11 protein-coding genes and 2 pseudogenes are annotated in these 14,466 nt (G+C 71.7%); 3 read left to right on the top strand and 10 right to left on the bottom strand.

The annotated features are described in order from the left end of the window. Positions 1-71: 71 nt before the first annotated feature. The 10 genes from JEQ17_RS31125 to hrcA all read right to left on the bottom strand — a co-directional run bounded on the left by JEQ17_RS31125 (position 72) and on the right by hrcA (position 12,175). Complete coding sequence (locus tag JEQ17_RS31125; RefSeq protein ID WP_200398231.1) at positions 72-1,184, bottom strand: carbohydrate kinase family protein; 1,113 nt, start codon at positions 1,182-1,184, stop codon at positions 72-74. 309 nt (positions 1,185-1,493) lie between these two features. Next, positions 1,494-2,486, bottom strand: coding sequence for an adenosine deaminase (locus JEQ17_RS31120; RefSeq protein WP_200398230.1), 993 nt, complete (start codon positions 2,484-2,486; stop codon positions 1,494-1,496). A gap of 20 nt (positions 2,487-2,506) precedes the next feature. After that, positions 2,507-3,412 (bottom strand): ribonuclease Z, encoded by a 906-nt coding sequence (locus JEQ17_RS31115; protein WP_200398229.1) that lies wholly within the window; start codon positions 3,410-3,412, stop codon positions 2,507-2,509. Positions 3,413-3,439: 27 nt separating this feature from the next. Continuing rightward, positions 3,440-3,793: a histidine triad nucleotide-binding protein gene (locus JEQ17_RS31110; RefSeq protein ID WP_200398228.1), complete on the bottom strand. Its 354-nt coding sequence runs from the start codon at positions 3,791-3,793 to the stop codon at positions 3,440-3,442. A gap of 145 nt (positions 3,794-3,938) precedes the next feature. Then, positions 3,939-7,178: a S41 family peptidase gene (locus JEQ17_RS31105; protein WP_200398227.1), complete on the bottom strand. Its 3,240-nt coding sequence runs from the start codon at positions 7,176-7,178 to the stop codon at positions 3,939-3,941. A 45-nt stretch (positions 7,179-7,223) separates the two neighbouring features. Then, entirely contained in the window at positions 7,224-7,766 is a 543-nt protein-coding gene (locus tag JEQ17_RS31100) for a hypothetical protein (RefSeq protein WP_234048443.1), read from the bottom strand. 328 nt (positions 7,767-8,094) lie between these two features. After that, positions 8,095-8,841, bottom strand: coding sequence for a 16S rRNA (uracil(1498)-N(3))-methyltransferase (locus JEQ17_RS31095; RefSeq protein ID WP_200398225.1), 747 nt, complete (start codon positions 8,839-8,841; stop codon positions 8,095-8,097). Beyond that, positions 8,838-9,923, bottom strand: a complete 1,086-nt coding sequence (locus JEQ17_RS31090; RefSeq protein ID WP_200398224.1) for a nitronate monooxygenase — start codon at positions 9,921-9,923, stop codon at positions 8,838-8,840. The genes JEQ17_RS31095 and JEQ17_RS31090 overlap by 4 nt, the downstream gene beginning before the upstream one ends. A 98-nt stretch (positions 9,924-10,021) precedes the next feature. Then, positions 10,022-11,158, bottom strand: coding sequence for a molecular chaperone DnaJ (gene dnaJ, locus JEQ17_RS31085; protein WP_189837901.1), 1,137 nt, complete (start codon positions 11,156-11,158; stop codon positions 10,022-10,024). After that, complete coding sequence (hrcA, locus tag JEQ17_RS31080) at positions 11,159-12,175, bottom strand: heat-inducible transcriptional repressor HrcA (protein WP_055615606.1); 1,017 nt, start codon at positions 12,173-12,175, stop codon at positions 11,159-11,161. Between the two features lie 307 nt (positions 12,176-12,482). Between hrcA and JEQ17_RS31075 the strand changes: the two are divergent. The 3 genes and pseudogenes from JEQ17_RS31075 to JEQ17_RS31065 form a co-directional block, all read left to right on the top strand. Continuing rightward, positions 12,483-12,986 (top strand): annotated as a pseudogene (locus JEQ17_RS31075) (MBL fold metallo-hydrolase); the annotation flags it as partial. 339 nt (positions 12,987-13,325) lie between these two features. Next, positions 13,326-13,547, top strand: a pseudogene (locus tag JEQ17_RS31070) (MBL fold metallo-hydrolase); the annotation flags it as partial. 46 nt (positions 13,548-13,593) lie between these two features. Next, a complete protein-coding gene (locus JEQ17_RS31065; protein WP_200398223.1) occupies positions 13,594-14,397 on the top strand; it encodes a DUF3097 domain-containing protein in 804 nt (267 codons plus the stop codon). Positions 14,398-14,466: the final 69 nt, after the last annotated feature.

The following is a 14,466-nucleotide window of genomic DNA, read 5'->3' as shown; positions in this document are numbered from 1 at the left end:
CGACCGCACCCGGATCCACCTGCGGCCTCACGAGGATCCACCTGCGGCCTCACCCCGATCCGCCGGCGCCCTCACGCCGATCTGCCGAACCCGATCGTCGGTACCGCCCGCCGCAGGGGCCATGCCCGGCTCGGCTCCGGGAGGAGGGGCTCAAGGAAGGCGTACCGGCCGAGCGCCGCCGGATCCTGGTGGTCGTACGACTGCACACGCCGCCACCATCCGGCGATCTCCGACCAGCCGGGGGCGGACAGGGACCCCCCGAACTCCTGGACCGACAGGGCGGCGGTGAGGCCCGCGAAGGCGAGCCGGTCGGCCAGCGGCCATCCGGCCAGGGTGCCCATGACGAACCCGGCCACGAACACGTCCCCCGCGCCGGTGGGATCCATGGCCTCGACCTCGATGGCCGGAACCTCGGCGGTCTCGCCGGTCCGTCCGTCCACGGCGTACGCGCCCTCGGCACCGAGAGTGACGACGGCGAGCGGCACGTGCTCGGTGAGCGCGTGGGCGGCCGCGCGCGGACACGAGGCGCCCGTGTACCGCATGGCCTCCTGGGCGTTCGGCAGGAACGCCTCGCAGTGCGCCAGGTCCGGGAGCCCGGCAAGGTCCCAGCGGCCCGTGTCGTCCCAGCCGACGTCGGCGAAGATCCTCGTCCCCTTGCCCGCCGCCCCGGCGATCCAAGGGGCGCGGATGCCCGGCGTGAGCGACGCGACGGCCGCGCGTGCGCGGGGCGGGCAGTCCGGGGCGGGCTCCTCCGGGGGCGGCTCGTGTCCGTGGCTGACCATCGTCCGCTCGCCCTCGTACGCCATAGAGACGGTCACCGGGGAGTGCCAGCCCGGTACCGTGCGTGACGTGGAGAGGTCGATGCGTTCGCCCTGCTCCAGGGCGTCCCAGCAGTACTCGCCGTAGTGGTCGTCGCCGAAGGCGGCGGCGAGGGACGTCTTCAGGCCGAGCCGGGCGAGCGCGGTGGCCATGTTGGCGACCCCGCCAGGGCTGGACCCCATCCCGCGCGCCCAGGACTCGGTGCCGCGGACCGGGGCGGAGTCGAGTCCGGTGAAGATGATGTCGAGGAAGACTGTGCCGGTGAGGTAGACGTCCCAGGGCGGGTCGTCGTGGGCGCGCAGCCCTGCGAGGGGGTCGACCTGGGCGGTCCGGCTGTGCGGTCCCTCTCCGTTGGACGCGGTCACGGTGCGCTCCCATGAGGTGGTGCGGATTCAGGCCAGTGTGCACCAACCACTCCACCGCCCGCGGAGTGTCACGCCGTGCCGGAACGGTTTTCGCCCCCGCCGCCCCTGCCCATTCCCGTCCCTGACTCAGGGGCTCCGCCCCCGAACCCCCAAAAGACTGCGCAGTTCCCCGCGCCCCTTTCAGGGGCGCGGGGAACTGCGCGACAAGCCCCCACCGACCCGCACCCGAAATCGCTCCGAACGGGGTCTGGGGCGGAGCCCCAGGGGACGGGAATGGGCAGGGGCGGCGGGGGCGAGGAAAAGCTCCCGTCACGGGAACTCGTACGTCTCCACCTCCGCGAGGTACCTGGCCCGTCGCTCCTCGTCATCGTCGAGGAACGACGCGAGGAAGGAGTTGCGAGCCAGGTCGCGCAGCCGGTCGGGAGAGAGGCCCAGCGCCTCGCGGACGGCAAGGAAGTTGTCCTCGACGTATCCACCGAAGTACGCGGGATCATCGGAGTTGACCGTGCACAGCAGCCCCGCGTCGAGCATCGCGGGCAACGGATGCTCCTCCAGGACGTCGACGGTCCGCAGCCGGACATTGGACAGCGGACACAACGTCAACGGCACCTGATCCCGCACCAGCCGCGCCACCAGCTCAGGATCCTCCACACACCGCAGTCCGTGATCGATCCGCTCGACCCCGAGCACGTCGAGCGCCTCGGTGATGTAGGAGGGCGGCCCCTCCTCCCCCGCGTGGGCGACCCGCCGCAGCCCGAGCGCGGCAGCGGCCTCGTACACCTCACGGAACTTCACGGGCGGATGCCCGACCTCCGCGGAGTCGAGCCCGACACCGACGATCCGGCCGAGGTACGGCTTCGCGGCCTGGAGGGTCTCCATCGCGGACTCGGCGGACTCGTCCCGCAGGAAGCACATGATCAGCTGGGTGGAGATCCCGTGCACGGCCTCGCTCCGGTCGAGCGCCCGCCCGAGCCCCTCGACCACGGTCCCGATCCCGACGCCCCGGGAGATGTGCGCCTGCGGATCGAAGAAGATCTCAGCGTGCCGCACCCCCTGCGCGGCGGCCCGCGCGAGATACGCGTCGGCGAGGTCCGCGAAGTCGTCCTCGGTCCGCAGCACGGCCATGAGCTCGTAGTACAGGTTCAGGAACGACTGCAGATCCGAGAACTGATAGGCCTCGCGCAGTGCGTCGGTGTCCGCGTAGGGCAGCGGAACACCGTTGCGAGCGGCAAGCGCAAAGGCCAGCTCGGGCTCCAGGGTGCCTTCGATGTGCAGGTGCAGTTCGGCTTTCGGGATGGGCATCAAGGCATCGTACGGCCGTTTCATCTGCGCTTCGGTACCGGCACCCGCAGCAGATCGTGCGCCACCGTCAGCTCCCCCTCGAAGCCGGCGGCCCGTGCCTGCCGCTCGAACTCCTCGGGATCGTCGTACCGCTGGCTGAAGTGCGTGAGCACGAGATGCCGTACACCCGCGTCCCGGGCCACCGCCGCTGCCTGACCTGCCGTCAGGTGCCCGTGGTCGACGGCGAGTTGGATGTCCCCGTCGAGGAACGTCGACTCGATGACGAGCATGTCGCACCCCTCCGCGAGCGCGTACACCCCGTCGCACAGCCGGGTGTCCATGACGAACGCGAACCGCTGCCCGCGCCGCACCTCGCTGACGTCGTCGAGCGACACGTCCCCCAGCGCGCCCTCCCGCTGGATCCGCCCGACGTCCGCCCCCTTGATCCCGTACGAGGCGAGCCGCTCGGGCAGCATCCGCCGCCCGTCGGGTTCGACGAGCCGGTAGCCGTACGCCTCGACGGGGTGGGAGAGCTTGCGGGCCTCCAGCACGTACGACGCCGTGGACGCGAGTACGCCGTCGGAGTCGACCGGCGCCTCGGTGAGCGGGACCGTCTCGCGGTAGGCGGTCGAGTACCGCAGCCGGTCGTAGAACCGCTGCCCGGAGCGCGGGAAGTGGGCGGTGATCTCGTGCGGCACCCGGTCGAGGTTGATCCGCTGGATCACTCCGGCGAGGCCGAGGGAGTGGTCGCCGTGGAAGTGCGTGACGCAGATCCGGTGGAGGTCGTGCGCGGCGGCCCCGGCGCGCAGCATCTGCCGCTGCGTGCCCTCACCGGGGTCGAAGAGGATGCCCTCGCCGTCCCAGCGCAGCAGATAGCCGTTGTGGTTGCGGTGCCGGGTGGGCACCTGGCTGGCGGTGCCGAGGACCACCAATTCACGTACGGACACGTCGAGTTACCCGAGTTTCCAGACCCCCTAGCCCGGCGGCCACTGCATGCCGCGGCCGCCCAGTACATGGGCGTGCGCGTGGAAGACGGTCTGTCCGGCCCCACTGCCGGTGTTGAAGACGATGCGGTAGCTGTCGAGCTTCTCCTCGGCGGCGACCTCACCGGCCTCGCGCACGACGTCGGCCAGGATCGCCGGCTCGGCGATCGCGAGGGAGGCGGCGTCCGGGTGGTGGACCTTCGGGATCACCAGGACGTGGATGGGTGCCTGCGGGTTGATGTCCCGGAAGGCGACGGTCGTTTCGGTCTCTCGGACGACGGTCGCCGGGATCTTCCCACCGACGATCTTGCAGAACAGACAGTCGTCCTGCGCTTCCCCTGCCATGCGCGGCCTCCTCACGCTGGATGATCGATGCCCGGGCATGGTACCGAGCCCGTGCCCCGCAAGGGGCGCGGAGAACTGCGCGACCAGCCCCCACGCACCCGCACCCGAAGAACCGCGCTCCGGGCGCCCTGCGAACCCGAGTGCCCTACGAACCCGGCAACACCGGAGGCGTCCTCGTCGGGTTTTCCTCCAGCGCCGCCAGCGCGATACGGATCGCCTCGTCGAGCTGCACGTCACGCCCGGCCGCGTAGTCCTGCGGGGCCTGGACCACCTCGACGTCCGGATCGACGCCGTGGTTCTCCACGCCCCACTCGTAACCCTCCAGCCAGAACGCGTACTTGGGCTGGGTGACGAGCGTCCCGTCGACGAGCCGGTACCGGCTGTCGATCCCGACGACGCCACCCCAGGTACGCGTACCGACGACGGGCCCGATACCGAGGGCCTTGATCGCTGCGTTGACGATGTCGCCGTCCGAACCGGAGAACTCGTTGGCGACGGCGACGACGGGCCCGCGCGGCGCGTCCTCCGGATAACTGGTGGGCCGCATGCCGCGGGCGAGGTCCCAGCCGACGATGCGCCGGGCGAGTTTCTCGACGACCAGCTGGGAGGTGTGGCCGCCGCGGTTCTCGCGGACGTCCACGACGAGACCCTCGCGGGCGACCTCGATCCGCAGGTCGCGGTGGATCTGCGCCCAGCCTGGCGCCTGCATGTCGGGCACGTGGAGATAGCCGAGCCGTCCGCCGGACTTCTCGTGGACGTAGGCGCGCCGGTCGGCCACCCACGCGTGGTAGCGCAGCGGTTCCTCGTCGGAGATCGGTACGACGACGGCGTGCCGCGGATCGCCGCCGCCCGCCGGGGACACGGTGAGCTCGACGGCCTTGCCCGCCGTGCCGACGAGCAGCGGTCCGGGCCCGGTCACCGGGTCGACGGGCCGCCCGGAGACGGCCACGATCGCGTCCCCTGCGCGCACGGCGACCCCGGGCGCGGCGAGCGGCGACTGCGCGTCCGGGTCGGAGGTCTCCGACGGCAGGATGCGGTCGATGCGCCACTGCGGCGAACCCTGCGGGCCGTCCTCGTGGCGGGAGATGTCGGCGCCGAGCAGCCCCTGCCGCTCGCCGCCGCCGTATCCGCCGCGCGGCATGACGTACGCGTGCGAGGTGCCGAGCTCTCCCTGCACCTCCCACAGCAGGTCGACGAGGTCGTCGTGGGTGGCGACCCGTTCGAGCACGGGCCGGTACCGGTCCAGTACGCCGTCCCAGTCGGTGCCGCCCAGGTCGGGGCGCCAGAAGTTGTCGCGCATGAGGCGGCCGGTCTCGTCGTACATCTGCCGCCACTCGGCGGCCGGGTCGACGGTCTGGCGGATGCGCGAGAGGTCGACGGTGATGTTGGTGTCGCTCTCGTCGTCGTTCGAGGCGCGCCGGTCGCTCGGTACGACCTTGAGCTTGCTGTCGGTCCACAGCAGGATCCGCTTGCCGTCGCCGGTGACCATGAAGCCGTCGGCGTCCGAGGCGAGGTGCTCCATGCGCTGCTGGACGAGGTCGTAGCGCTCCAGGTCGGTCTTCGGGTCCGGGTCGTCCGGGGTGGCGCGGGAGGCGCCGAGCACGCCCCGCACGGGGTGCCGCAGCCACAGCAGCCCGTCCTTGGCGGCCTTCAGTCCCGAGTAGCGGGCGGCCTCGACGGGGAACGGCACGATGCGGTCGCCGAGTCCGTCGAGGTCGATCCGGGTCGCCGGGGAGCCCTCGCTGTCGGGCGTCTCGTCCTTGTCGGGCGCCTCGAAGGGCCGGCCGTGCCGCTGCGGCCCGAACGGCGAGGGGGTGGTCGCGGCGAGGGTGATGAGATGCGGCCGCGAGCCCCCGACGAAGGCCAGGTCGAAGACGTGCTCGTCGTAGACGGGGTCGAAGGACCGCGCCGACAGGAAGGCCAGATGCTTCCCGTCGAGGGTGAACGCGGGCGCGTAGTCCCGGAATCGGAGCGGTGTCGCCTCGGTCACCGACAGGTCCGCGGTGTTCGCGAGCTTGAGCTGGCGCAGCGGGCGCGGGCCGGGGTGCGACCAGGCGAGCCAGGCCGAGTCGGGCGAGAAGGCGAGCCCGGAGACCTCGCCGTCCTCGCTGCGGTCGACCTCCCGTACCTCGCCGGTCTCGCGCTCGACGAGCAGGACCCGGCCGTCGTGCGAGGCGACCGCGGCGCGGCTGCCGTCGGGCGCCACCGCGAGCCCGAGCACCCGCCCGAGCTGTCCGGCGGCGAGCCGGCGTGGGGTGGCTCCGGGCGCGACACCGGTGGCGGGCGCGAACTCGAGGGCGTCATCACCCTCGGCGTCCGTCACCCACACCACGTGTTCCTCGCCGTCCGCGCGGAAGGTGCGCGGCAGCCGGGCCCGTACGCCCTGTTCGGCGGCGAGTGCGCGGGCCGGGCCCGAGCGGTGGGTGACCCAGTGGACGGCCCCGCGCACGGCGACCGCGCTGCCGCGTCCGGTGTGGTCGGGCGCGGCGGCACCGAACCAGCGGGCCGCGCTCACGGGATGCGGCTGCAGATCGACGCGCTGTCCGCCGAGCCGGATGTCGAGCCTTCGTGGCTCGGCCCCGTCGAGGTCGTCGAGGATCCACAGCTCACCGGCGGACGCGTAGACGACACGCGTCCCGTCGGTGGAGGCGTGCCGGGCGTAGAACCCGTCAACTGCCGTATGCCGCCGCAGATCCGATGCGTCGGCGAGGGAGGAGTAGACGGCCCCGACACCTTCATGGTCGGAGAGGAAGACGACCCGCTCCCCCACCCACGAGGGGTACTCCAGATTCCCGTCCAGGTCGGCATGCAGCCGTACGAACTCCCCGGCCTCCCCCTCGCCCTCCCGGTCGATCCACAGCTTCCCGGCCGTGCCGCCCCGGTACCGCTTCCACCAGGCGGCCTCCCGGCCCATGGGCGCGGACAGCAGGAGCGTGCCGGGGCCGCCCCGGGCCACATCGCCGACAGGCCCGTACGGGAGGGTGGTCGCCGGTCCGCCGTCGAGCGGGACGGCCCGGGCCCAGCTGCGGCGCAGGCTCGCCTGGCCCTGTGTGCTGAGCGCGAGCACCTCGCCGTCCGGGGTCCAGCCGCGCACCTGGGTCTTCCAACTCCCCCAGTGCGTAAGGCGTTTGGTGGAACCGCCGTCGACGGGGGCGATATGCACCTCGGGTGCCCCGTCACGGGTGGAGGTCCAGGCGACGGTCGTTCCGTCCGGGGAGATACGGGGATGGTTCACCGGGACGTTGTCGGCGCTGACCCGCCAGGCACGGCCGCCGTCGAGCGGCGCGACCCAGACGTCGTCCTCGGCGGTGAAGGCGATCAACTCGCCGTGCAGATGCGGGTACCGGAGATACGGGGCAGATGCGGCGGATGCGGTCTGTGTCACCCGATCACCCTATGCAGCGGTCCTGTCCTCGACCAGAGCTTTCGATCACTTGCCCTGGAAGCACGAGCAGGTGGGGTGCGGGTACTCGGTGACGGTCCTGGTGACGGTGACGGTCGCCTCCGGCCGGCCCGGCGGCGGGGTCGTCCTGTGATCGACGGGCGGTGTCCACGGGTTGACGGTGCTCGGCGTACCCGCCCTGCAGTTCCCGAGCACATCCACCCGGAACCACTCCTTGCCGCCCACCCTGGCGGTCAGGTCACCCCGCACACAGGTCCCGTTGATCTCCTGCGTCACCTTGCCCTTGATGGTGATCTCGCGCCCGTCCTTCTCCTCCCCGACGCAGTCGACGTTCGCGACGCTCCGCGCGCTGGGCGAGCTTCCGGCGGTCTGTCCCTTGTCCCCGTACGAGGCGGTACAACTCAGCCACTGGACGTCGACGCCCTGCTTCTCCAGCTCGCGGGTTCCCGTCTGGTCGGTCGTGATCGCCACCGCGGCGGTGCTGATTCCGTCGCCGGGTTCACACGCGGTCACGCCGAACACGGCCGCGACGACGGCGCCGGCCGCGACCGGTCCCCGCCGCCCGCCCATCCGACCCCGTAAACGCCTCAATGCCCCCATAGACGGCAGCGTGCCACCCCCGAGTGGAGCCCGGTAGACCGCATGCAGCCACGATTTCGCCCCCGCCGCCCCTACCCATTCCCGTCCCTGACTCAGGGGCTCCGCCCCCGAACCCCCAAAAGACCAAAAGACTGCGCAGTTCCCCGCGCCCCTAAGAACCTGGGTTCTTAGGGGCGCGGGGAACTGCGCGACAAGCCCCCACCGGACCCGCACCCGAAATCGCAACGGACGGGGTCTGGGGCGGAGCCCCAGAAAGGGACGGGAATGGGTAGGGGCGGCGGGGGCGAGGAGCCGTCCGTCAGGACCAGCGGCCCGTGCGGGTCAGGAGCAGGGCCGTCGCGGCCGTGCCCGCGGTGGAGGTGCGCAGGACGGTGCGGCCCAGTCGGCAGGTCTTCGCGCCGGCCTGCGTGAACGCCGCCAACTCCTCGGGGGACACACCGCCTTCGGGGCCCACGACGAGCACGATCCGCCCGGAGGAGGGCAGTTCGGCGGAAGCCAGCGGCTCGCTCCCGTACCCCCGGTCCTCGTGCAACACCACCCCAAGGTCCACTTCGGCGAGAAACGCGACAACCTGTTTGGTCGTCATCGCGTCCGCAACCCGAGGAAACCGCACCCGCCGCGACTGCTTGCCCGCCTCACGCGCGGTGGCCCGCCACTTCCCGAGCGCCTTGAGCCCCCGCTCGCCCTTCCACTGCGTGATGCAGCGGGACGCGGCCCACGGGACGATCTCGTCGACACCGGTCTCCGTCATGGTCTCGACGGCGAGTTCACCGCGGTCGCCCTTGGGCAGGGCCTGGACGACGGTGATGCGGGGCGTCGGCTCGGGCTCCTCACGCACCTCGGCGATATCCGTGACCACGAGCCGGTCCTTGCCCTCGGCGGCCTTGACGACGCCCTCGACCCAGCGCCCGTGCCCGTCGGTGAGGACGACGTCCTCGCCCGCCCGCAGCCGCTTCACGGACACGGCGTGCCGCCCCTCGGGGCCGTCGAGAACGAACTCGGGCCCGCCCGGCACCACGTCCACCACGAACACAGGCGCGGTCAACGGACCGGTCCCCCGCCCGAGTTGGAAGACAACGCTGTCTTGGCGGCGGCGAGTTCGGCCGCGAGCACCTCGACCAGCTGCCCGGCGGGCAGCTCGCGCGCGAGCCGGTGGCCCTGTCCCGCCCACAGCGCCATGCCCTGCGCGTCCCCGGCCTTGGCAGCCGCCTTGCGGAGCGCGGAGGTGAGGTGGTGGACATCCGGGTAGGCGGCGGGCGCGTACGGCCCGTGCTCGCGCATGAAGCGGTTCATCAGCCCCCGCGCGGGCCTGCCGGAGAAGGCACGCGTCAACTGCGTACGTACGAAGAGGGGGTTGGTCAGCGCCTGCTTGTGCACGGCGTTGGCGCCGGACTCGGGGGTGGCGAGGAACGCCGTGCCGAGCTGGGCGGCGCTCGCGCCCGCGGCGAGCGCGGCGGCGATCTGGCTGCCGCGCATGATGCCGCCGGCCGCGACGATCGGGATCTGCACGGTCTCGCGGACCTGCGCGATCAGCGAGAGCAGTCCTATGCCGGAACCGTCGGTCTCCGGGTTGTCGCGGTGGGTGCCCTGGTGGCCGCCGGCCTCGACACCCTGCACGATCACCGCGTCGGCGCCCGCCCACTGCACGGCCTGCGCCTCCTCGGCGGTGGTCGCCGTGACCAGGGTCAGCGTGCCGGCCCGGCTCAGGGAGTCCAGGACGTCACGCGTGGGGCAGCCGAAGTGGAAGGAGACGACCGGCACCGGGTTGTCGAGGAGTACGGCGAGCTTGGCGTCGTAACCGTCGTCGCGTCCGCTGTCGGGGTCGCCCAGTTCGGTCTCGTACCAGGAGGCCTCGCCGGCGAGCTGGTGGGCGTAGACCTCGACCGCGGCCGGGTCGGCGTACTCGGGCTGCGGCATGAACAGGTTCACACCGAACGGGCGGCTCGTGGCGCCCCGCAACTGCTTGATCTCCTGGTACATGCCGTCGGCCGTTTTGTAGCCGGCGGCGAGGAAACCGAGCCCCCCGGCCTCGGACACGGCCGCTGCGAGCTGCGGCACGGAGACGCCGCCCGCCATGGGGGCCTGCACGATCGGGAGGGGGAAGAGATCGGTCAGCGCGGAGGACATGACGGCATGTTGTCACGTCCTCCGTACAAGTCCGAATCCGGCCTTCCCCCGGGCATAAGCCACGGGAATCACCCGGCGGGGGCCGAGGAGGAAAACCCTCAGCGCCCGTTGAACGCGTCCTTCAGCCTGGAGAACAGCCCCTGCTGCCCGGGTTGAAACTGACCCGTGGGCCGCTCCTCCCCCCGAAGCTGCGCGAGCTCGCGCAGCAGCCGTTCCTGCTCGGGATCAAGCTTGGTCGGCGTCATGACCTCGACATGCACGATGAGATCACCACGCCCGCCACCGCGAAGGTGGGTGATTCCCCGCCCGTGCAACGGAATCGACTGCCCCGACTGCGTGCCCGGACGGATGTCGACCTCCTCCATCCCGTCGAGCGTCTCCAGCGGCACCTTGGTGCCGAGAGAGGCCGCGGTCATCGGGATGGTGACCGTGCAGTGCAGGTCGTCGCCGCGCCGCTGGAAGGTGGAGTGCGCGACCTCGTGGATCTCGACGTACAGGTCACCGGCGGGACCACCACCGGGTCCGACCTCGCCCTCGCCCGCGAGCTGGATCCGCGTGCCGTTGTCGACACCGGCGGGAATCTTCACGGTCAGGGTCCGCCGCGAGCGGACCCGCCCGTCACCGGCGCACTCGGGGCACGGCGTCGGAACGACCGTGCCGAACCCCTGGCACTGCGGACACGGCCGGGACGTCATGACCTGGCCCAGGAAGGACCGCGTGACCTGGGACACCTCACCGCGCCCGCGGCACATGTCACAGGTCTGCGCGGAGGTGCCGGGTGCGGCGCCCTCGCCACTGCACGTCGTACACACGACGGCCGTGTCGACCTGGATGTCCTTCGTCGTGCCGAAGGCCGCCTCGTCGAGGTCGATCTCCAGCCGGATCATCGCGTCCTGGCCGCGCCGCGTGCGCGACCGCGGGCCCCGCTGCGACGCCGTGCCGAAGAAGGCGTCCATGATGTCCGAGAAGTTCCCGAACCCGCCGGCGCCGAAGCCGCCCGCGCCCTGGCCGCCCGCCTGGGACAGCGGGTCACCGCCGAGGTCGTAGACCTGCTTCTTCTGCGGGTCCGACAACACCTCGTACGCGGCGTTGATCTCCTTGAAGCGCTCTTGCGTCTTCGGATCGGGATTGACGTCCGGATGCAGCTCGCGTGCGAGCCGCCGGAATGCCTTCTTGATCTCGTCCTGGGACGCGTCGCGGCGCACGCCGAGTACGGCGTAGTAGTCCGTGGCCACTTACGACTCCGCCAGGATCTGTCCTACGTACCGTGCCACCGCTCGTACCGCTCCCATCGTTCCGGGGTAATCCATGCGCGTCGGTCCGACGACGCCAAGTTTTGCTACTGCCTCGACGCCCGAACCGTAGCCGACCGAGACGACGGACGTGGAGTTGAGTCCCTCATGGGCGTTCTCGTGACCGATCCGTACGGCCATGCCCGAATCATTGACCTCACCAAGGAGTTTGAGGAGAACGACCTGCTCCTCAAGGGCCTCCAGGACCGGACGGATGGTGAGGGGAAAGTCATGTCCGAAGCGGGTCAGATTGGCGGTGCCGCCGATCATCAGCCGCTCCTCGGTCTCCTCGACGAGGGTCTCCATGAGGGTGGAGAGCACCGTCGCGACCGTACCCCTGTCGTCCGACTCGAAAGCATCGGGGAGATCCTGCACCAGCTGCGGGACGTCCGCGAAACGGCGGCCCGCGATCCGGCTGTTGAGCCGCGCGCGTAGATCCGCCACGGAGGCCTCCCCGAAGGGCGCCGGGCAGTCCACCATGCGCTGCTCGACCCGGCCGGTGTCCGTGATCAGTACGAGCATGACGCGGGCCGGGGCCAGCGACAGCAGCTCCACATGACGCACGGTCGAGCGGGTGAGCGAGGGGTACTGCACGACGGCGACCTGCCGGGTGAGCTGCGCGAGGAGCCGGACGGTCCGCCCCACGACGTCGTCGAGGTCGACGGCGTTGTCGAGGAAGCTGTGGATCGCCCGCCGCTCCGGCGCGGTCATCGGCTTGACGCCCGCGAGTCTGTCGACGAAGAGGCGGTAGCCCTTGTCCGTGGGGATACGGCCGGCGCTGGTGTGCGGCTGGGCGATGTAGCCCTCGTCCTCGAGGACGGCCATGTCGTTACGGACGGTCGCCGGGGAGACGCCCAGCCGGTGGCGCTCCGTGAGCGCCTTGGAACCGACCGGCTCCTCGGTGCCCACGTAGTCCTGGACGATGGCGCGCAGCACTTCGAGCCTGCGTTCACTGAGCATCGCGCACACCTCCAGCTGGTCTTCCCCGCGGTCTTCGATGCGGTCCTCGATCATCCTCGATCGTCTTGCCTGGCACTCAGCCCGCGCGAGTGCCAGCATCCCCGCGCCAAGTGTACGGCCGGTAGGTGCGCCCCGGGCAAGGGCGGCTCCGCGATGTCACGACGACGTGTACGGGGCTGTCCTGCTCTGTCCCGACTACTGTCTGCGCACTTCATGGGGCGTAGGGCCAGGTCCTGTCGTCAAATCCCCGTCGCCCGCCGGAAGGGCCGACAGGCGGGGATGTGACGACAGGGCCTAGCGTCGGCGTATGAGGGTGACTTGGGAAGAGGCCGGGTGGGAGGAACTGGGGCCGCGTGTGGGGCGCTGCCGGCTTCCGGGGTGGGACTGCACGGTCGGGCTCGTGGTGGGCGAGGGCGCGGCGCTCATGATCGACGCGGGGTCGGGGCTGCGGGAGGGCGCGCGGCTGCGTACGGAGGCGCGGCGGTTGCTCGGGGGCGGGCGGGTCACCCATCTCGCGCTCACCCACCCGCATTTCGACCATGTCTTCGGCGCGGCGGCGTTCGCGGGGGTCGAGGTCTTCGGGGCGGTGGGCCTTGAGCGGGTGCTCGTCGACGGCCGGGACGAGTTGCGGGCCGACGCCGTGCGCAACGGCGCCGATCCGGACGAGGCCGCCGAGGCGGCGGACCTCCTCGTCCGCCCCCGGCACCTCGTCTCCGGCGAGTGGACCCTCGACCTGGGCGGCGGCGTACAGGTCCTGCTGGCAAACGTGGGCCCCGGCCACACGGGCCACGACCTGGCGATCTTCGTCCCGGGAAGCACAGGAGCCCTCGGCGGCTTGGTCGGTCCCGGTAGCTCCGGCGGCCCCGGCGGCCCTGGCAGTCTCGGCGACTCCGACAGCCTCAACGGCTTCGGCGGCTCGGACGGTCCCGGTAGCTCCGACGGCCTTGGCAGTCCCGTCGGCCCCAGCGGCTCGGGCGGTCCCGGCGGTCCGGGCGGTCCGGGCGGCCCTGGCAGCCTAGACGGCTTCGGCGGCTCGGGCGGTCCCGGTAGCTCCGGTGGCCTTGGCAGTCCCGTCGGCCCCGGCAATCTCGGCAACTCCGACGGCTTCGGCGGCTCGGGCGGTCCCGGCCGCCCCGGACGCTCTTGGACCGGCTCGCCGGAGGTTGTCTTTTGTGGGGACCTCGTCGAGGAGTCCGGTGAACCCCAGGCGGGCCCCGACGCCGTCCCCTCCCGCTGGCCCGCGGCCCTGGACCAGCTGCTGGGCCTCGGGGGCGAGGACGCGGTGTACGTGCCCGGCCACGGGGCGGCGGTCGACGCCACGTTCGTACGGGCCCAACGGGACGCGCTGGCACGGCGTTTCGGCGTGTCGTAGGGGGGCTCGGTGCGCCGGGCGGGGACCTTCTCCTATCGTCGTCCGAATGCGCCAGTACTCAGCGGACCTGACCCCTCCGTGGAAGAAGCCCAAACCCGTGCCCGAGGTGGCGGCGGAGCCGGGACTCGTGGTCGAGGAGCCCGGGACCGGGTTCTGCGGTGCCGTGATCCGCTGCGAGGCGGGGACGGTCACTCTGGAGGACCGCTTCGGCAAGCACAGGGTGTTTCCGCTGGAGCCCCGGGGGTTCCTGCTGGAGGGGCGCGTGGTGACGCTGGTGCGCCCGTCGTCCGCACCCGTACGCCCCACTCGTACGGCGTCCGGTTCGGTTGCCGTGCCCGGGGCCCGGGCACGGGTCGCCCGGGCGGGGCGCATCTACGTCGAGGGGCGGCACGACGCGGAACTGGTCGAACGGGTCTGGGGCGACGACCTCCGGATCGAGGGTGTCGTCGTCGAGTACCTGGAGGGCATCGACGATCTGCCCGCCATCGTGGACGAGTTCGGTCCCGGGGCGGATGCGCGGCTGGGGGTGCTGGTCGACCATCTCGTTCCCGGCACGAAGGAGTCGCGGATCGCGGAGGCCGTGACGAGTGAGTACGCGCTTGTCGTGGGGCATCCGTACATCGACGTCTGGGAGGCCGTGAAACCGGCGGCCGTCGGTATCCCGGGGTGGCCGCGTGTGCCGCGGGGGCAGGACTGGAAGACGGGGGTGTGCCGCGCGCTGGGCTGGCCCGACAACACGGGTGCCGCGTGGCAGCGCATCCTCGGCTCGGTCCACTCCTACCGAGACCTGGAGCCGGAACTGCTGGGCCGCGTGGAAGAACTGATCGACTTCGTCACGGCCCCGGAGTGAGCGCGCGGCGGCCATAGGGCATTTTTTCGCCCCCGCCGCCCCTACCCATTCCCGTCCCCTGGGGCTCCG

Origin of the sequence: Streptomyces liliifuscus (genome assembly GCF_016598615.1) — a bacterium.
In the GTDB taxonomy this organism is placed as follows: domain Bacteria; phylum Actinomycetota; class Actinomycetes; order Streptomycetales; family Streptomycetaceae; genus Streptomyces; species Streptomyces liliifuscus.
Note: the sequence above shows the minus strand (reverse complement) of the source record. Positions and strands in the feature narration are given on the sequence as shown.

Excerpts from the sequence above, each read along its gene's own strand:
- JEQ17_RS31120 (WP_200398230.1), bottom strand. The coding sequence starts at position 2,486 with ATGCCCATCCCGAAAGCCGAACTGCACCTGCACATCGAAGGCACCCTG.
- JEQ17_RS31110 (WP_200398228.1), bottom strand. The coding sequence starts at position 3,793 with ATGGCAGGGGAAGCGCAGGACGACTGTCTGTTCTGCAAGATCGTCGGT.
- JEQ17_RS31100 (WP_234048443.1), bottom strand. The coding sequence starts at position 7,766 with ATGGGCGGGCGGCGGGGACCGGTCGCGGCCGGCGCCGTCGTCGCGGCC.
- JEQ17_RS31090 (WP_200398224.1), bottom strand. The coding sequence starts at position 9,923 with ATGTCCTCCGCGCTGACCGATCTCTTCCCCCTCCCGATCGTGCAGGCC.
- hrcA (WP_055615606.1), bottom strand. The coding sequence starts at position 12,175 with ATGCTCAGTGAACGCAGGCTCGAAGTGCTGCGCGCCATCGTCCAGGAC.
- JEQ17_RS31065 (WP_200398223.1), top strand. The coding sequence starts at position 13,594 with ATGCGCCAGTACTCAGCGGACCTGACCCCTCCGTGGAAGAAGCCCAAA.